The following is a 17827-nucleotide window of genomic DNA, read 5'->3' on the forward strand; positions in this document are numbered from 1 at the left end:
CAATCGTCAGGGTTGATTTGCCCCCCCCGACACGCCCGTCACGCAGACAAATTTCCCAGCGGAAGTCCACCGTCACATTCTGCAAGTTGTTGCCAGTGGCCTTTACACCTGCAACTTCTTCTTATTCCCCTTGCGCCGCTTCGCCGGGACAGAGATCTCGCGAACGCCGGTAAGGTATTGACCCGTCACAGAATTCGGATCGCTGCAACCTCTTGCGGCGTTCCATGGCTGATAACCTGCCCGCCGTGACCCCCCCCGCCCGATGTCAAAGACTAATCCGCCTCGCGGATGCTTCCTCATCGTGCTCCACCACGATCACGGTATTCCCCTGACGCGCAGTTCTCAGTTATCGAGGAGACGTCATTGTCACGCTGGTGCAGACCAATCGATGCTCATCAAGAACGTAGAGAACGCCCGTCAGCCCGAGCGATCTGGCTCGCCAAACGAATGCGCTGGCTCTCACACCACTTAAAGTACCGCTTGAACGTGACATCGTAGTACTCAAGACCAACGTTATTTAGAAATCCGAACGCTCCCGGATTTCCTTCAAAATGGCCCGGCAATCTCGTTCTTCTGATCGGTCAAATGTCTGGTACCGTCTTGCACCAGTCGAAAGCCTCGCGGATCGACATCTCGACCACTTTGCGATATGCAGCAATTCATCTTCACCGCCGTCGCGCGGCCAATCCGCACCGCCAGCGCTTCGGGCCGCAGGCGATAGCCGCCGCAGGTGCCGCAGGCGGTTATTCTGATAGCGTTCGAACTCCTCGCGCACCAATTACTATCGGTTTCGCGTAGCGCCGCTGCATGTTGGGATGACACCTTCGAACACCCGCTTCACCTCATAGACGCGGCCGCCTTCGTCATAACGGAAGATGATCTCTTCTTTGCCGGAGCCGTGGAGGAAGACGTTCTGAACCTTTTCAGGCAGGTCTTTCCAACGTGTCTTCTGATCAAAATTATAATGTTCGCAATGGCTTCGATGGTCTGCTTAAAGTACGGAGACTTCCCCTTACGCCATGGTGCCAACGCCCCTCATAATCTTTAGGTTTTGATCTGGCCACCAAACGTTCGTCGAAGAAAAGCTCAACCCCAAGGCCGTCGCAAGACGGGCATGCCCCAAAGGGCGCGTTGAAAGAGAACAGCCGAGGCTCGATCTCTGAATGGTGAAGCCACTGACGGACAGGCAAATTTCTCAGAGAACGTATGGCGTTCCGGTTCGCCTTCACTGGGGCGTCCAAAACGGCGATCCCATCGGCAAGGTCGAGCGCTGTGCGGAGCGAGTCCGCAAGCCGCGTTTCCAAACCTTCACGCACCACGATCCGGTCGACGACGACGTCGATGTCATGGCGGAATTTCTTATCCAAGTGGGCGGCTCATCAAGATCGTAGAAGTCGCCATTCACCTTGACCCGCTGGAAGCCCTGCTTGCGCAACTCAATGAATTCCTTGCGGTATTCGCCTTTCCGGTCCGGATGATGGGGCCAGCAGATAGGCCCGCGTGCCCTCTTCCATCGTCATGATCCGGTCGACCATATCCTGCACCTGCTGGGCCTCGATAGGCTTGCCGGTGGCGGGCTATAGGGCGTGCCGACGCGGGCGAAAAGCAGACGCAGGTAATCGTAGATCTCGGTCACCGTGCCGACGGTCGACCTCGGGTTCTTCGACGTGGTTTTTGCTCGATCGAGATGGCGGGGCTGAGGCCGGAAATGTGATCACATCCGGCTTTTGCATCATATCAAGGAACTGCCGCGCATAGGCGAGAGCGATTCCACATAGCGCCGCTGCCCTTCGGCATAGATCGTGTCGAAGGCAAGGCTCGACTTACCGGAACCAGAAAGCCCGGTGATTACAACCAGTTGGTCCCGTGGAATATCCACGTCGATGTTCTTCAAATTGTGCTCGCGCGCGCCGCGCACTTCAATATTCTTCAGCTCAGCCATCACATGCCCCTCTTAACGATTTGTACATAGGTGCTGATGCAGTGTTTCCAACGAAAAGTGAGAACTAAACAGGAACGTGCCGCCTGCGACGTCGGCCGCCCACGAGGAGAAGATGTGCCACAAGCCCCATAACGAAAGCCCCGCCCGCGAGTAGCGGCAGCGCCGCAGCGCCGAAGCTTGCCAGGCCGAAGGCCATGACCGGCGTGCCAAGGCTGTTGCCGAGGTTGCCCATCTGCGCCACCGCGCCGTTGGCCTGCGCCTGCGCGGTGGCGCCGGTATTTAGCTGCGCCACAGCGGTGAAACTTGCCCCTTGGATCAGCCCCATGGCCCCTGCAAGTGCCAGACAGGCCAGCGGGTGCCGGGGCGAGCCAGAGACCATTGAAAGGGCCGAAAGGCCAAAGCCCGTTTGCACGACGTAGACCGCTGGCAGGCGCGGCAGCAGTGCCACGCCGATGGTCATCGACACCGCGATACTGGTGAGCGGCATCGCGGCCATTGTGACCGCGCGCCATGCCTCGGGGAGGTAGGCGGCAAGACAGTGAGGATGGAGACGAAGCTGAATGTATAGAACAGCCAACCCGCCGCCGGAGCGGAGAGAAAGGGTGACCGGTAAATCGCAAGGTGATCGCGGAGCATCTGCGGCAGGGAGAACGGGGCTGCGCGCCCTCCTCCGGCAAGCTGCGCAGGCTGGCGGAGAGCACCAGCGCGCAGCCCGCCATATAAGCCGCGTGAACAGCGAAGAGCGCTGGCACACCCCAGCTCAATGCGAGCGGACGGCCGAAAAGCGTCAGGACCGCGAAGGCCACGCCGAAGAAGGTGCCCCAGAGGGTCAGGGTAAACCCGCGGTCTTTCACGGCGCTCAGCTGCGCGATGAGGGTCGGCGCGGCGACGACGATGGCCAGATGCGACAGCCCTTCGACGACACGGCTGGCCAGCATCCAGCCAAAGCCCGGCAAGAACGCCTGAAAAGCCGACACGGCCGCGCCGAGCCAGAGGGCGAAGAGAAGCGCGCGGCGATAGCGGACTCGGCGACCACCAGCCCCGCCACGACACCAAGGAGGATACCGACACCACCCACCAATGAGACCAAAAACCCGAGCGCCGCCCCGGCCTGCGGGTAGATATCCGGCAACAGATCGAAGATGACGCTCATCTTGCCATATTGCGCTGCCGCCCCAGCCCCGCAGCCCAAAGCGCGAAGACGCGCGGAAAGGAGGTTTGTTCAGCCATCCGCCCTCAAGCCTTTTGGGCCAGCGCCATGCGCAGAGTGGCATCTGGGATCGTTGGTCAGATCATCTGTGGTCTTGTCGAAAGCCGGGGGCCAGTCGGGTTCTAGATTGCGTGCGGCGGCGGCACGGTTGCCCCATTGTTTGGCGGTGATCCGGTGCGCGTCGAACCCGGCCTCGATCAGCAGGTTCTTCAGGCCCCGGCGGACCAACGGGAGTTGTCATTTGGGGCGGCATGAAAGGGGATGAAAACGGCACGGCGATCCAGAAATATCCGCCCGGCCTGAGCATCTGTTGAACATGCCCCAAGGCCGTATAGGGCCGGTCGAGATGCTCCCACACCTGATTGGCGAGGATCAGATCGAACTGCCGCGCGGCACCGCTCGCAGGATCGGTGAAGGGCCCTGCGCAGATGTCATAGGTCGGATAGGCGAACTGGGTGTAGCTCTTGAACGTGAACCGTTTGCCGAACTTGCCGGAGATCTCGGCGGCATCCAGCGCTTCAGGGTTCAAACGGTCAATCATCCGGCGGGTGCTGCGGTGCATGACGACACGGTTTAGGCTGACCACGACATGGCTCCCGACGGTTTGGCCGAAGTGCGAGGGGGCGAGGCGCGTTGGGCGCGCCCTGCCCCGCGCACCTTACATATGGATCACGCGGTCGAAAGCGTCGAGCACGGATTCATGCATCATCTCGCTGAGCGTTGGATGCGGGAAGACGGTGTTCATCAGGTCTTCTTCGGTGGTCTCCAACTGGCGGCCCACGACATAGCCTTGGATCAGCTCCGTCACCTCGGCCCCGACCATGTGCGCGCCCAGAAGTTCCGGTTTTGGCGTCGAAGATGGTTTTCACCAGCCCCTCAGGCTCCCCCAAAGCCACGGCCTTGCCATTGCCGATGAAGGGGAAGCGCCCGACCTTGATGTCATAGCCCTGCTCTTTGGCCTTCGCCTCGGTCAGCCCGACGGAGGCGACTTGGGGGTGGCAATAGGTGCAGCCGGCGATGCTTTCGGGTTTGACGGGATGGGGTTTCTGGCCGCGATCAGCTCGGCCACCATGACGCCCTCGTGGCTCGCCTTATGCGCAAGCCAGGGCGCGCCGGCGATGTCGCCGATGGCAAAGAGCCCATCGACCCCGGTGCGGCAGTATTCATCCGTCACGACATGGGTGCGGTCAACCTTGACGCCAAGCTCTTCCAGCCCCAGCCCTTCGGTATTGCCGACGATGCCAACGGCGGAGATCACGGTGTCGAACTCAAGCTTCTCGACCTTGCCGTCCCGTTCGATATGGGCGGTGACCTTATCCTCGGCACGGTCGAGCTTCTTGACTGTGGCCTTTTGCATGATGGTCATGCCCTGTTTTTCGAATGCCTTTTTGGCGAATTTCGAAATCTCTTCGTCTTCGACCGGCAGCACGCGGTCCATCACCTCGACCACGGTGGTATCGGCGCCGAGGGTGTTGTAAAAGCTCGCAAATTCGATTCCGATAGCACCGGACCCGATGACCAGCAGTTTCTTGGGGTCATGCACAGGTTGCAGGGCGTGGCGATAGGTCCAGACGCGTTTGCCGTCCGCCTCTAGCCCCGGCAATTCGCGGGCGCGCGCGCCGGTGGCCAGCACGATATTCTTGGACGTCAACTCTTCGCTGCCCTTGTCGGTTTTAACGGAGACCTTCCCCTTTGCGGGGATCGAGGCTTCGCCCATGAAGACCTCGACCTTGTTTTTCTTCAGCAGGTGTTTGACCCCGCCTTCCATCTGTTTGGCCACGCCGCGCGAGCGTTTGACCACGGCGGCAAGATCATAGTCGATCTTATCCGCCGCCAGACCGAAATCTTTGGCACGGTGCATCAGGTGGAACACTTCGGCAGAGCGCAGCAACGCCTTGGTGGGGATGCAGCCCCAGTTCAGGCAGATGCCGCCGAGGTTCTCCCGTTCGACCACCGCGACCTTCAGGCCGAGCTGGGCACCACGGATCGCGGCGACATAGCCGCCCGGCCCCGCACCGATCACGATCAGATCAAAGGATTTGGCAGCCATGGCAAGGACCTCGCGTTAGGGTTTGCAAATATAGTTTACCGCTAAACCATATTTGCAATCGCCACAACCACGCGTGTTGCCCCGGCCTGCCAAGGCTCAGGCCGCTTGAAGTTCCGCGCGCAGGTCCTTGACCGTCCGGCCATAGCCGCCCGCGTCGAGATAGGAGGTCTCCTGCGCGGTGAAACTGCGTGACAGCGCCGCGTTGCGATAGGGAAAGCGGCCAAACTGGCGGATCACTTCGCGGTGGGCGCGGGCATGCAACAGGTTGCTGCCATCGCTTTTCGGCATCCGTTCGCACATCAGACGCACGCAGCGATCTTGGTCGCAGAGGTTCTCGGAATGCATCAGCGGCAGATAGAAGAACTGCCGCGCGGGCGCCTCAACGCGCATGTCCCAGCCTTTCTCGATCGCCAGTTTTGCCGCCGCCAGCGCGATACGGTCGCTGGAAAACGCCTTGCCCGTGTCGCGGAACATGTTGCGCGGAATTGATCGGTCAGGATCAGAAAGGCCAGCGCGTCGGTGGGATTGGTCAGCCAATGGTTCAGCTTGCCAGCCTGCGCCTCATCCCAAAGCCCCTCGAAACGCGCACGGATATCGGCATCCAGCGTTTCGGAACTGTTGTACCATCCGGCCGGACCTACGTCTTCGAGCCAGAAATTCAGTACATCTTGGGGTTCTGCATTTGTGGCAGCCATCCCGCACACTCCTTTGCCGCAATCTGGGCGTTTCGTTAAAGTTAAGAACGTCTTACCGCAAAAAGCCTAGTCACGTTTTATGTCATCCGCGACATCGTTATCGCTATCAGGGGCGTTTTTCTCTGCTTCGGCGTTTTCTTGGGCAGCTTCCTCGGCGGCCTCCTGTTCCGTTTCAATGATATATTCCTGCGCGATCTCCACGGCCACGGCAGTGGCCGAGGGGTAGATCGGCACGTAGTTGCCTGTCTCGTCGACCGGTACCGCGGCACGCTGTGTCTTACGATAGGAGGCATAGGCGGCCAGAGCGGCGAAAAGCACGGCGGTGAACAGGTAAAAGCCCCCCGGCCCAAGCGCGCCCATCATCCAACCAGTGATCACCGGGCCCAGAACCGCACCCAAGCCGTTGATAAATATCATCCGCCCGAGGCCGAGGCCATGTCCTCATGCTCCAGAAAGTCGTTGGTGTGGGCCATGAGCAGCGAGTAGAGCGGGTTCGACATGCCCCCCACCAGAAAGGCCGTGGCCAGCAGGATCGGGAAGACATGGCCCAGCGTCATCCCGATGACCGAGCCGATACCGCCGAGCGTGGCAACGATGACAATCAGGCTACGGCGGTCCATGCGGTCCGAGATCCAGCCGATGGGGTATTGGAGGATTACGGAGCCGACGAAGAACATGGCCACGAAAAGTGAAATCTGCCCGACACTCAGCCCGGCTTCGGCGCCGTAAACCGCCGCCATGCCGAATTGCGCCGAGAAGACGCCGCCCAGAAGGAACATGCCCACACAGCCCAAGGGCGAGAAATCCATCAACTCGCGCAGGCTCATCGGTTTGGTGGTGTCAAAAGGCGGTGTCGGGCTGATCGACAGAAGGATCGGGGTCACCGCGATGCTCACCAGCACCGAGGGGATGACGAAGAGCACGAAGCCCGAGGGGTCGGCGGTCAGCAAGAGCGCCTGCGCGATCACGATGCCCAGTGTCTGCACGATCATATAGGCCGAGAGCGCCTGCCCGCGGTTTTCGTTCGTGGCGGCGTTGTTCAGCCAGCTTTCCGCTGTGACGTAGACGGCGGAGAAGCAAAAGCCGATCAGCACCCGACCCAGCGACCAGACGATGGTGTTGGGGAAGGTCGGATAGATGATCATCACCGCCGAGATCAGCGAGGCCAATGCCGCGAAGACCCGCACGTGGCCCACCCGCCGGATCATCCCAGGCGCCATGCGCGACCCACCAAGGAAGCCCAAGAAATAGGCAGACATGACGATCGACATCTGGAAGGTCGAGAAGCCTTCGATGCCGCCACGGATACCCAGCAATGTGCCCTGCATGCCGTTGCCGACCATCAAAAGGCACATGCCCAGCAAAAGCGCCCATGCGCTTGAAACCACTTGAATCATCAGTCAATTCCTTGTTCGCCCAAGCCCTCCCATGGACGGCAATCGCAGGCTAGTCACCCCCTGGCGCGACATTCAAGCGGGTTTTGCGCCTCAGGCAGCAGAAGGGAGGAATCGCCGTAGGAGAAAAAGCGATAGCCCTCGCCGATGGCATGGGCATAGATGTCTTTCACCCGCTGCACCCCCATGAGGGCCGAGACCAGCATCATCAGCGTCGATTTAGGCAGGTGGAAATTCGTCATCAGCCCGTCGGTCACGTTGAACTTGAACCCCGGCGTGATGAAAATATCGGTATCCCCTTCCCATGCGGTGATCTCACCCTCGCGCGCCGCCGTCTCAATCAGGCGCAGGGCGGTGGTGCCCACGGGGATCACGCGCCCTCCGGCGGCGCGGTGGCGGCAATCTCTTCAGCGGCCTTTGCGCTGACCCGGCCCCATTCGGCGTGCATTTTGTGTTCCGAGATGTCGTCGACCTTGACCGGCAGGAAGGTGCCCGCGCCGACATGCAGGGTAACATGGCTAAAACTCACGCCCTTCGCGGCCAGCGCTTCGAGCAGCGGCTCGTCGAAATGCAGCGAGGCTGTGGGCGCGCGACCGCGCCCGCGTGGCGGGCAAAGACGGTTTGGTAGTCGGTCATGTCCTGCGCATCGGCGGCGCGTTTGGCGGCGATATAGGGCGGCAGCGGCATCGCCCCCGCGGCATTGAGCGCCGCATCGAAATCGTCGCCCGAACAGTTGAACCGCAGATGCCCCTGCCCGTCTTCCACCGCCTCCAACGTGGCACGCAAATCATCGGAAAAGACGACCTCTTCGCCGATCTTCAGCTTGCGCAGCGGTTTGATCAGCGCCGACCAAGTGCCGTTCCCGCGCGGCTCCAACAGGGTGACTTCGATCTTGGCTTGCACCGCCCCTTGGGCCGAGGCGCGGTGGCGAATGCCGCTCAGCCGTGCGGGATCACGCGGGTGTCGTTCAGCACCAATCGGTCGCCGGGGCGCAGCCAGTCGGTCAGATCGGTCACGCGTCGGTCGTGCAGAGCGGCGCCCTCCGCCACCAGCAACCGCGCAGAGGAGCGCGGGTTGGCGGGGCGGGTGGCGATCAGGGTCTCAGGCAGATCGAAATCGAAATCGGAAAGCTTCATCGGCGCGGCTCCGGGTCTGGCGGCAGGGTCGCCCCGGCGCTTAGCGCTCCTCCGGCACCCGGGCAACCGGATTCGCTTGGCCCTGCACCTGTGGCGGCTGGGGCGGCGGGCGGCGGAACAACTCGCGGAACATGCCGGGGGTGAGCGCCGAGAGCGGGTTGACCGAAACGCTGGGGTCTTTCGCGGCCCCCGTGAGCCGGTAGTTGAACCCGATCAGCCCCTCGCCCTTGCGGGTAAAAAGGGACCCGATCCCATTGAACATATAGACCGGAGAGATCACGCCCTGCATGTCGATCAACCCGCTGTCGAGCGCATAGACCCCATCCATCGACAGGCCCAAGGAGGCGCCCACGGCGCTGGCCTCGGTCAGGGTCAGGCGGTTCGGGGTCAGGCGGAAGTTCGCTTCCACATCGTCAAAGTAAATCCCGTCGCCGTTGAGCTCGTTGATTAGCCCGACGACCGAGATGGCATTGACCAGCGCCGCGATCCCCGGCGCGTCCTGAATAGCGACATCGCTGACCGTGAGCTGCCCGTCAAAGGCGCCGCCCGAACCCACCGGCAGCAGGGTGAGCGACAGGTTCCCCCGACCACCTGTTTCACCAACCCGGTTGAGCGCAGAACCCCGCCCGCGTCATCCGAGACCACCCGCACCGCACTGCGCCCCGCTTGGGGCAGCACCCGCCCCTGCACCGGCGTGCCGCCATTGAGCCGGGCGGTAAAGGCGCCGTCCATCCCCTTGGCGGTGTCGAATGTGCCCGAAAGATCGGTCAGGTAAATCGTGTCGGTGATCTGCCACCGGTCCAGCGCTACGCGCATCGGCGGCCCGGCTTGCCCCTCGGCCGCGCCGAACTCGGCCCGGCGCATGTCAAGCGTGCCGCCGCCCAGCACCACCTGCACCGGGTTGCCCTTGCCCTGCCCGATCAGTTGCAGCGGGATATCCAGCCAGTCGCCCCGCCGCAGCCGGTCGATCCGCACCCGGTCCAATGTGCCGCCGGGGCAAGGTGGATGGAGCCCGCCACCCGCAGCCCCGGCGCGTTTAGCTGAAAGGCGTCGATATTCGGCGTCTCGCCCAAACGCCCCGCCAGTCGCAACTTGCCCTCGGTGCCCGGCGCCTTGCTCCATGACAGTTGCGGTACGGAGACACCCAAGCCCGCCAGATCGCTCTGCAAGGTGAAGCGCGGCGCTTCGCCCTTCTTGAGGTCCACGGCAATCTGCCCGCGCCCCTCGCCACGAAGGCTGCCGGGGGCAGTGCCACGCCAAAGGCTTCGAGCCCCGCCGGGGTCAGCGCCACTTGAGCCGTTAGACGGCTTTGATCCGAGCCGGGGCCGATCGCCTGCGACCATTCCCCGTCGAAGCCCACCCCGTCGATACGCCCCGCGCCGCCGATGGTGATACGGTCATTGTCGGCGGTGATGGACAGTTTGCTGGCCTGAAGGCTCCGGTCTTTGACCAGCGTATCGGTCGAGAGCGCCAGCAGATCCCCGCGAAGTGATAGCGCACATCTTCGGGCTTGCCGCCCTTTTTCAACGGCAGCGCCAGCGTGCCTTTCAGCACCGCCTCCCCATCCGCGAGCGTCACGGGCAGCCCGGCCTTATCCATCACCCGCATCGGCGGCTGGTTCAGCAGCGACAGCGCCGCGGTCAGGGTGGAGCGCGTGTTGAGCCGGATCACCGAGGGCTGCCGTCTTTCACCCGCACATCGGGAATGATGAAGGAGGATCCATCCAGCGTCACCGCCCCGCCCTGCGGCGCGATGACCTCGCCCGCGTCCACCGTGACGACAAGGCGGTTGTCGAGCAGGCTCATATGGCCGCTGCCATCGGTGATATGCGGCAGGGTCTTCAGAAACCGCACCTCGGCCCCGGCATAGTCAAAGGCGACATAGGTCTGGGGCGCCTGCCCCGGCGCCATGCGCAGCGCCAGATCGAGGTTGCGCATTCGGCCCGCGTGAAGGTTCTCATCCAGCCATTTGCGGGTCTTGGGCTTCACCCCCTCGGGCCAGAGCGCCAGCAGGCGTTCGGGGCTGAGCCGGTCCATTCGCCCATCGAGAGACAGGTTCCAGCCCGCCGCCTCGGCCACCAATGCGCCATCAAGGCGCAGGTTGCGGCCCTGATCACTGATCTCCAGACGCCCCAGCTTCAGTTGAAACGGATTAAGGCTGAGTTCAAAATCGATATCCGCCTGGTCCAAGGCCACCGTTTCGGGGTAGACCTCCGCCGGGTTGGCCCGCAGGTCGCGCAGGCTGAACTGCCCCACCATCCGTCCCGGAATGCCGCCCGTGACATCGCCCAGTTGCGAGCTCCCGGTGATATTGCCCGAGACCCAAGGGCTGTCGAGCGACATCTCGTCAAAGCGCAGCAGCTGGCGCGCGGGGTCGTAGCTGAAATAGCTCTGCGCCCCATCGAAGGGGATCGGCTTGGTCTGCGGGTTGGGCTGCAACACGCCCTTGCCGATCTGCAAAGAAGCGTTGATCGGTGCGAAACGGCCCGCGCTATCGATGCCGCTGCGCACCGCGCCCGAGATATTGGTCCGCAGCACTTCGAGCCACGAAAAGGCTGGCCCCTGCGCCGCGATGTCGCGCGCATCGACCCCGTCGAAGGTCACGCCAAAGGTCGCGGCATTCTCACCGATCTGGCTGCTGTAATTGGCGGTGAGCGTGGCCACCCCCGCGCCCCCGCTGAGCACCGCGAGGTCCGCCGAGAGGTCAAGCGCGTCACCATTGCGCGACAGGCGCAGCCGCCCGCCATCTCCGGTCCAAGCGCGGCCCGCGCGGGCATCCTCGAACCGCAGCGTCAGCGCGCGCAGCTCGACTGAGCGGAGGGCGGATAGCGCGGGGCGGCCAATACCTCGTCGATCTGGCCGATAAGTTGCGGCAGGGTCGCCGCCTCCCGCTCCGGTGGGGCGATCCCGGCCCCGGCGCTCAGGCTCACCCGGCCATCCGCCCCGCGGCGCAGGTTGGCCACCACGCCCGATAGCGAAATCGCCCGCGGCTGCGCCATACCGCGCAGCAAGGACCGCATCGACAGGCTGGCCTTGAACTCATTGAAACTGACGATCTCATCGCCCTCGGGCGTGGTGACAAAGATGTCTTGCAAACGCACGCGGGGGCGCCAACCCTCATCGACAACGAATTCCATCGCGCCGAAATCCACCCGCGCCTGCGGCAGGGCCGAAGCAATCCGCGCCTCGATCCGTGTCTGCACCCAAAGCGGCGCCGGAATCGGACGCCCGGTGAAATAGACCGCCGCCCCGGTGGCCAGCGCCGCCAAGAGCACCAGCACCACAGCCGAAACGATCCCCGCGCGGCGGCGCGACCGGCGGCGCGGCGGCCCTTCGCCATCTGGCGCAGGGGGGCTGGAAGGGGACGGGTCGCGCATCGGGCTCCGGTTCGGATAGGGCGGCTTTCTGGGGCGGCTTTGACGTTGTCAAATCAGATGCAGTATGACAGCCCTGAACGACCCTTCACAAGCCAAAGGAACCGCCCCATGTCGCAGATCGGACCCCAGCCCGGCCAACCGGCCCCGGATTTCACCCTTCCCGTGACCGGCGGTGGCGAGATCACGCTCTCTGCCTTGCGCGGCGCGCCGGTGGTTCTTTTCTTCTACCCGCGCGACGACACGCCCGGCTGCACCAAGGAATCGATCGGCTTTTCCGAGCGTTTGTCTGAGTTCGCCGAGGCAGGCGTGCAGGTCTTTGGCATTTCGCGCGACAGTATGGACAAACACGACAAATTCGCCGCCAAACACGCGCTGACGGTGCCGCTTTTGTCTGACACCGATGGCGCGGTGACCGAAGCCTATGAGGTTTGGGTCGAGAAAAACATGTACGGCAAGAAATCGATGGGCATCGAACGCGCGACCTATCTGATCGACCCCGAAGGGCAGATTGCGCAGGTCTGGCGCAAGGTGAAGGTGCCGGGCCATGTGGATGCCGTGCTCGACGCGGTGCGCGGCGCATGATGCCGCTGGCAGAAATGGCCGAGGCGGTGCTGCGCACGGCGGATGGGCGCGAGAAGACGGCGCTGTCGCGGAAATATGCGGCGCAGTGGCTCTCGGCCCGCGCGGCAGGTGAGAGCAACTCGGGCCGCGCCGACCCGCCGCTGCACCCTGCCCGGCCCGCACAGCCCGAGTTGCTCTCGCCCCGCGACGTCCCGCGCCGCCGTCCCGGCACGCCCGAAGGCCGCGCGGCGCTGCTTCATGCCGTGGCGCATATCGAGTTGAACGCAGTGGACCTGCATTGGGATGTGATCGCCCGCTTCTCCCATGTGCCGCTGCCCTTGGGCTTTTATGACGATTGGGTCAAAGCGGCGGATGACGAATCCAAACATTTCAACCTGATGTGCGATTGTCTTGAGGAAATGGGCAGCCATTACGGTGCCATGCCCGCCCATGCGGGCATGTGGCGCGCCGCCGAAGACACGGTGGACGATCTGATGGGCCGCCTCGCCGTGGTGCCCATGGTGCTGGAGGCCCGCGGCCTTGATGTGACCCCGGCATGATCGAGATTTTCCGCAAGGCGAAGGCCGACAGCGCCGTGGCCGCGCTTGAAACGATCTATGCCGAAGAGGTCGCCCATGTGGCCTATGGCAGCAAGTGGTTTCACTTTCTCTGTGGCCGCCATGATGACGACCCAAAGGACCGTTTTCATGCCCTCGTGCGCAAGTATTTCCACGGCGATCTCAAGCCGCCCTTCAACGAGGAAAAGCGCGCCGAGGCGGGAATCCCGCCCGATTTCTACTGGCCCCTGACCGCGGATGGCGGGCCAAGCTGATCAGGGTCTGACGCAGCAAGTGCTTGGTATCGGCGGATTTTTGCCAACGAAAAAGCGCTTTTTTGGGCGAATGGGGGAATGCCGCGCAGGCGCGGGTCAATAGGGTTGCCCCATTCGCGGGCACTGGCTATTGACGTTGGGCGCGAAGGGGGCGAGGCCCCGCGCACCGACGGGACGGGACAAAGGACGAAAACGTGCGCACACGGATTGCCATCAAGACGCATGCTCTGCTTGAGCATTACTTTCCCGAACGCCGCGTCTTTCTGAAATCCGACAGCGACACACGTTTCATCCGCCTGCGGCCCGGCACCCAGATCCTCGGGCTGGCGGGATCGGCCTTTCTGGTCTCTTGGGCCATCATTGCCACCGCCATCATCCTGATGGACAGCATTGGCTCCGGCAATTTTCGCGAACAGGCCAAACGCGACCAGCGCACCTATCAAGCCCGGCTGAACGAGCTTTCCGCACAGCGTGACCTGCGCGCCGAAGAAGCGCTTGCCGCCCAAGACCGCTTTAACGCGGCGCTCACGCAGATTTCCGTCATGCAGTCCGAACTGCTGGCCTCTGAGACCCGCCGCCGCGAATTGGAAACCGGGATCGAGGTGATCCAATCCACCCTGCGCGACACGATGAAAGACCGCCAGAAGGCCCGGCTGAAACTGGCCGAACTGGAAGGCAGCCTTGAGAATGGCGAAGCGGGCAGCCTGCGCGCCGATGCCGATCAAGCGCCGGTCGATTTCCTTGCCCAAGCCCTTGCCCGGACCGCGGCAGAGCGCGACAAGGTCGTGGTCGACGCGCAGGATGCGCTGTTGCAAGCCGACGAAATGGCCCAGGAAATCGCCCTGATGCGCGATCAGAACGACGCGATCTTCCGCCAGCTGGAAGAGGCGATGAGCGTTTCCGTCGCCCCGCTCGACAAGATGTTCCGCAGCGCGGGCATGCCGACCGACCGGATCCTCGCCACCGTGCGCCGGGGCTATTCGGGCCAAGGCGGGCCGATGACGCCGCTCTCCTTCACCACCCGCGGCGAAGAGCTGAGCCCCGACACGCTGCGCGCGAACAAGCTGCTGGGCCAGATGGACCGGTTGAACCTCTACCGCATCGCCGCCGAAAAGGCGCCCTTCGCGAACCCGGTCAAAAACGCTTTCCGCTTCACCAGCCAGTTCGGTTATCGTCGCGACCCCAAGACCGGCGGCCGCCGGATGCACAAGGGCGTCGACTTTGCCGCCGGGATGGGCACGCCGCTTTATGCGACCGCCGATGGCGTGGTGATTCACGCAGGCTGGTCCTCGGGCTATGGCCGTCTGGTCAAGATCCAGCATGAGTTCGGCATTGAGACCCGTTATGCCCACATGTCCAAGCTGCGCGTGAAAGTTGGTCAAAGAGTCTCGCGCGGGCAGCATATTGGTGATATGGGAGCATCAGGACGGGTCACCGGTGTCCATCTCCACTATGAAGTCCGCGTAGGTGGCAAGGCTGTTAACCCCATGATCTATATCAAGGCTGCAAACGATGTTTTCTAAAAGCAAAATCAACGATCCCGCCCCTCAGGATGCAGAAGTGTCAAAACCGGCACCCTCCGGTGCATCCTCGGCCCCCGCCCTCTAAGCAGAGCGAATTCAAGGCCAGCGCGCCCAAGGCCAAGCCCCCTGCATCCGTTCTGTCTTCGGATCTCCATGTGACCGGCAACATGAAAACGACGGGCGACGTTCAGGTTGAAGGCACCGTCGAAGGCGACATCCGCGCCCATCTGCTGACCATCGGTGAGACGGCGACGATCAAGGGCGAAGTGGTTGCCGATGACGTGGTGATCAATGGCCGCATCGTGGGCCGCGTGCGGGGCCTCAAGGTGCGCCTGACATCGACCGCACGGGTCGAGGGCGACATCATCCACAAAACCATCGCGATCGAATCCGGCGCGCATTTCGAAGGATCTGTGCAGCGTCAGGACGATCCGCTGAACCCCGGCGCGAAATCCGCACCGGCGCAGAAGCCGAACCCCGCGTCCTAAGCTTCGGCAGGCTGAACAGTCGCAGGCGTCGCAGACAATGCGGCGCCTGTTTGCTTTTGGGGGACGGTCTACGCTGCGCCCTGCCCGCTTCGCCAATATCAGTAGGTCGGAATATGCGCCGCGCTGTGCTGCTGGCAGACCACTGGCGATAAAGCTCATTTCATCACGGCCTGAGCTCGCCGATGCGTGGGGAGAGCAAACCCACCCCACGCGCCGCTAGTTGGGACGTTACTCGGTCACGGTGACCGTTTTCATCACGTCCGGCGTGCCCACGACGGCGCCGTTCGGGCCGGTGCCGCGCTTGATGGCATTGACCACGTCCTGCCCTTCGGTAACCTTGCCGACAACGGTGTACTGACCGTTGAGGAAGGGTGCTTCGTCGAACATGATGAAGAACTGGCTGTTGGCACTGTTCGGGCTCTGGCTACGGGCCATGCCGACGACGCCTTTCTCATAGGCGATGTCCGAAAACTCGGCCTTGAGGTCGGGCTTCTCGGAGCCGCCCATGCCGGCGCGTGCGGTGTCGCCATCGGCGCGGCCAAACTGCACGTCGCCGGTCTGCGCCATGAAACCGTCGATCACGCGGTGGAAGACCACCCCGTCATAGGCGCCTTCCTCGGCCAGTTCGGTGATCTGCGCCACGTGGTTAGGCGCGACGTCTTCGAGCAGGTCGATCTTGACGGTGCCATTGGCCTCGCCCGCGACCTCGATCTCAAGCCCGGTGGCCATCGCCGCCGAGCCGAGAAGCGCGAGAACTGCGCTGGAGGTGGCAATCTTAGGCATCTGCGGCCACCTTGACGGAGATCATGCGGTCAGGGTTCGCAGGCGGCTCGCCACGGGTGATTGCGTCGACATGCTCTATGCCGGAAATGACCTGCCCGTAAACGGTGTATTGACCGTTGAGGAAGTCATTGTCCTTGAAATTGATGAAGAACTGGCTGTTGGCGCTGTCGGGGTTGGCCGAACGGGCCGCACCGATGGTGCCGCGCGCGTGCGGAACCTTGGAGAATTCTGCAGGCAGGTTCGGCAGGTCCGACCCGCCAGTGCCCGCCGCGCGCAGGTTGAAGTTGTCTTCCATGTTGCCATTGGCCACGTCGCCAGTCTGGGCCATGAAACCTTCGATTACGCGGTGGAAGGCGACGTTGTCGTATTTACCGGCGCGGGCCAGTTCCTTCATCCGCTCCACGTGCTTGGGCGCAAGGTCGGGCATCAACTCGATGGCGACGGTGCCGCCTTTCAGTTCCATCAGGATGGTGTTCTCGGGGTCTTTGATCTCGGCCATGGGGCAATCCTTTGCTTTGTCTTTGCCAGATACCTAAGGAGCTTGGCCGCGATTGCCAAGCCGCGCATTGACCTGAGGCCAGATAACAGCAAAACACAGCGCAAGAGATTGGATTGGGAGAAGACCGATGGGCTGGAAATCACTGGACGATATGGAACTGGACGGCAAGCGCGTGCTCTTGCGGGTCGACATCAACGTGCCGGTCGAAGAGGGCCGCGTCACCGATGCCACGCGGATTGAGCGGATCGTGCCCACGGTGGACGACATCCTGTCGCGCGGCGGCAAGGTGACGCTGCTGGCGCATTTCGGACGGCCCAAGGGCAAGGTCGTCGAAGAGATGAGCCTGCGCCAAGTCCTTCCCGCACTGGAAAAGGCACTGGGCCGCGACGTGGCATTCCTGCCATCGCTAGACGCCGCAGGCGACGCGCAGGCCGATCTGCAACTCATGGAAAACATCCGCTTCTACCCCGGTGAGGAGGCCAATGACGAAGATTTCGCCCGCCAATTGGCCGCGCTCGGCGATATCTATTGCAACGATGCCTTTTCTGCCGCGCACCGCGCCCATGCCTCGACCGAGGCGCTGGCGCGGCTGCTGCCCGCCTGCGCAGGGCGCTTGATGCAGGCGGAGCTCTCGGCGCTGGAGGCGGCACTGGCCAAGCCCAAGCGCCCGGTGGGCGCTGTCGTGGGCGGGGCCAAAGTCTCGACCAAGATCGCGCTTTTGGAAAACCTCGTGAACCGGCTCGACGTCTTGGTCATCGGCGGCGGCATGGCGAACACCTTCCTCGCCGCACTCGGGGCCGATCTGGGCAAATCGTTGGAAGAGCCGGACTACTACGACACGGCCAAGGACATCATGGCGCAGGCCGAAAAGGCAGGCTGCCGGGTCATCCTGCCAGTCGACGGTCTGGTCGCGCGGGAGTTCGCCAAGGGTGCGGCCCATGAGGTCGCCCCGCTTGGCCCTGATGCGAAACTCGCGACAGATCAGATGGTGCTCGACGCGGGCCCCGAGACCGTTGCATTGGTCGAGACGGCCTTCGCCGAGTTGCGCACCCTGATCTGGAATGGCCCCATGGGAGCCTTTGAAATCCCGCCCTTCGACACCGCCACCGTCGCCGCGGCCCAAGCCGCCGCCGCCAAGACCCGCGAGGGCACGCTGACCTCCGTCGCCGGGGGCGGTGACACGGTCGCGGCGCTGAACCAAGCGGGCGTGGCGGATGATTTCACCTATATCTCCACCGCCGGGGGCGCCTTCCTTGAATGGATGGAAGGCAAGACCCTGCCCGGCGTGGCCGCATTGGATGGGTCGGCTGCGTAGAAAGGCGATTTACCGCTAAAAAC

The 17827-nt window shown here is 63.1% G+C and carries 16 protein-coding genes and 8 pseudogenes; 6 read left to right on the top strand and 18 right to left on the bottom strand.

Annotated features, from left to right (window positions below; genetic code table 11):
- Positions 1-781: 781 nt before the first annotated feature.
- The 8 genes and pseudogenes from CUR85_RS00005 to CUR85_RS00045 form a co-directional block, all read right to left on the bottom strand.
- Positions 782-931, bottom strand: coding sequence for a hypothetical protein (locus CUR85_RS00005; RefSeq protein ID WP_425520149.1), 150 nt, complete (start codon positions 929-931; stop codon positions 782-784).
- 28 nt (positions 932-959) lie between these two features.
- Positions 960-1435 (bottom strand): annotated as a pseudogene (locus CUR85_RS00010) (hypothetical protein).
- A 297-nt stretch (positions 1436-1732) separates the two neighbouring features.
- Positions 1733-1942: an ATP-binding cassette domain-containing protein gene (locus CUR85_RS00020; protein ID WP_280320903.1), complete on the bottom strand. Its 210-nt coding sequence runs from the start codon at positions 1940-1942 to the stop codon at positions 1733-1735.
- 64 nt (positions 1943-2006) lie between these two features.
- Positions 2007-2438, bottom strand: coding sequence for a hypothetical protein (locus tag CUR85_RS00025; RefSeq protein ID WP_280322895.1), 432 nt, complete (start codon positions 2436-2438; stop codon positions 2007-2009).
- A gap of 226 nt (positions 2439-2664) precedes the next feature.
- Positions 2665-3216: pseudogene (locus CUR85_RS00030) on the bottom strand (hypothetical protein); the annotation flags it as partial.
- A gap of 18 nt (positions 3217-3234) precedes the next feature.
- Positions 3235-3738 carry a class I SAM-dependent methyltransferase gene (locus tag CUR85_RS00035; RefSeq protein WP_343245387.1) on the bottom strand — a complete coding sequence of 168 codons (504 nt, stop codon included), beginning with the start codon at positions 3736-3738 and terminating at the stop codon, positions 3235-3237.
- Positions 3739-3810: 72 nt separating this feature from the next.
- Positions 3811-5202: pseudogene (lpdA, locus tag CUR85_RS00040) on the bottom strand (dihydrolipoyl dehydrogenase).
- Positions 5203-5298: 96 nt separating this feature from the next.
- A pseudogene (locus tag CUR85_RS00045) lies at positions 5299-5807 on the bottom strand (DUF924 family protein).
- On the opposite strand from CUR85_RS00045, the gene CUR85_RS20490 reads away from it, so the two are divergent.
- Positions 5688-5936 (top strand): hypothetical protein, encoded by a 249-nt coding sequence (locus CUR85_RS20490; RefSeq protein ID WP_425520162.1) that lies wholly within the window; start codon positions 5688-5690, stop codon positions 5934-5936. The pseudogene CUR85_RS00045 and the gene CUR85_RS20490 sit on opposite strands and share 120 nt — an antisense overlap.
- Positions 5937-5963: 27 nt before the next feature.
- Here the strand turns inward: CUR85_RS20490 and CUR85_RS00050 are convergent.
- From CUR85_RS00050 to CUR85_RS00085, 8 genes and pseudogenes are all read right to left on the bottom strand, one after another.
- Positions 5964-7294: pseudogene (locus tag CUR85_RS00050) on the bottom strand (MFS transporter).
- Positions 7295-7347: 53 nt separating this feature from the next.
- Positions 7348-8427 (bottom strand): annotated as a pseudogene (gene queA / locus CUR85_RS00055) (tRNA preQ1(34) S-adenosylmethionine ribosyltransferase-isomerase QueA).
- 40 nt (positions 8428-8467) lie between these two features.
- Positions 8468-8983, bottom strand: coding sequence for an AsmA-like C-terminal region-containing protein (locus tag CUR85_RS00060; RefSeq protein WP_280320905.1), 516 nt, complete (start codon positions 8981-8983; stop codon positions 8468-8470).
- Complete coding sequence (locus CUR85_RS00065; RefSeq protein WP_280320907.1) at positions 8875-9411, bottom strand: hypothetical protein; 537 nt, start codon at positions 9409-9411, stop codon at positions 8875-8877. The genes CUR85_RS00060 and CUR85_RS00065 overlap by 109 nt, the downstream gene beginning before the upstream one ends.
- On the bottom strand, positions 9348-9632 hold the full coding sequence (locus CUR85_RS00070) for a hypothetical protein (RefSeq protein ID WP_280320909.1): 285 nt from the start codon (positions 9630-9632) through the stop codon (positions 9348-9350). The genes CUR85_RS00065 and CUR85_RS00070 overlap by 64 nt, the downstream gene beginning before the upstream one ends.
- A gap of 94 nt (positions 9633-9726) precedes the next feature.
- Positions 9727-10098, bottom strand: a complete 372-nt coding sequence (locus CUR85_RS00075; protein WP_280320911.1) for a hypothetical protein — start codon at positions 10096-10098, stop codon at positions 9727-9729.
- Positions 10095-11090, bottom strand: a complete 996-nt coding sequence (locus CUR85_RS19975) for a YhdP family protein (RefSeq protein WP_280320915.1) — start codon at positions 11088-11090, stop codon at positions 10095-10097. Before CUR85_RS19975 ends, CUR85_RS00075 begins: the two co-directional genes overlap by 4 nt.
- A gap of 128 nt (positions 11091-11218) precedes the next feature.
- Positions 11219-11803 carry a hypothetical protein gene (locus CUR85_RS00085; protein ID WP_280320917.1) on the bottom strand — a complete coding sequence of 195 codons (585 nt, stop codon included), beginning with the start codon at positions 11801-11803 and terminating at the stop codon, positions 11219-11221.
- 108 nt (positions 11804-11911) lie between these two features.
- Here CUR85_RS00085 and CUR85_RS00090 point away from each other — a divergent pair, with 108 nt between their 5' ends.
- From CUR85_RS00090 to CUR85_RS00105, 4 genes and pseudogenes are all read left to right on the top strand, one after another.
- Entirely contained in the window at positions 11912-12385 is a 474-nt protein-coding gene (locus CUR85_RS00090; protein ID WP_067265401.1) for a peroxiredoxin, read from the top strand.
- Positions 12382-13196 (top strand): annotated as a pseudogene (locus tag CUR85_RS00095) (ferritin-like domain-containing protein). Before CUR85_RS00090 ends, CUR85_RS00095 begins: the two are co-directional and overlap by 4 nt.
- 194 nt (positions 13197-13390) lie before the next feature.
- Positions 13391-14719, top strand: a complete 1329-nt coding sequence (locus CUR85_RS00100) for a M23 family metallopeptidase (protein WP_067265396.1) — start codon at positions 13391-13393, stop codon at positions 14717-14719.
- Positions 14709-15207: pseudogene (locus CUR85_RS00105) on the top strand (bactofilin family protein). Before CUR85_RS00100 ends, CUR85_RS00105 begins: the two are co-directional and overlap by 11 nt.
- Before the next feature lie 228 nt (positions 15208-15435).
- Here the strand turns inward: CUR85_RS00105 and CUR85_RS00110 are convergent.
- The gene (locus CUR85_RS00110; RefSeq protein WP_067265390.1) at positions 15436-15990 is read right to left on the bottom strand and encodes a peptidylprolyl isomerase; all 555 of its coding nucleotides are present in this window, start codon (positions 15988-15990) and stop codon (positions 15436-15438) included.
- Positions 15983-16489 carry a peptidylprolyl isomerase gene (locus CUR85_RS00115; protein WP_067265388.1) on the bottom strand — a complete coding sequence of 169 codons (507 nt, stop codon included), beginning with the start codon at positions 16487-16489 and terminating at the stop codon, positions 15983-15985. The genes CUR85_RS00110 and CUR85_RS00115 overlap by 8 nt, the downstream gene beginning before the upstream one ends.
- Before the next feature lie 127 nt (positions 16490-16616).
- Here CUR85_RS00115 and CUR85_RS00120 point away from each other — a divergent pair, with 127 nt between their 5' ends.
- Positions 16617-17804 (top strand): phosphoglycerate kinase, encoded by a 1188-nt coding sequence (locus tag CUR85_RS00120; protein WP_067265385.1) that lies wholly within the window; start codon positions 16617-16619, stop codon positions 17802-17804.
- Positions 17805-17827 lie beyond the last annotated feature (23 nt).

Origin of the sequence: Sulfitobacter faviae (genome assembly GCF_029870955.1) — a bacterium.
In the GTDB taxonomy this organism is placed as follows: domain Bacteria; phylum Pseudomonadota; class Alphaproteobacteria; order Rhodobacterales; family Rhodobacteraceae; genus Sulfitobacter; species Sulfitobacter faviae.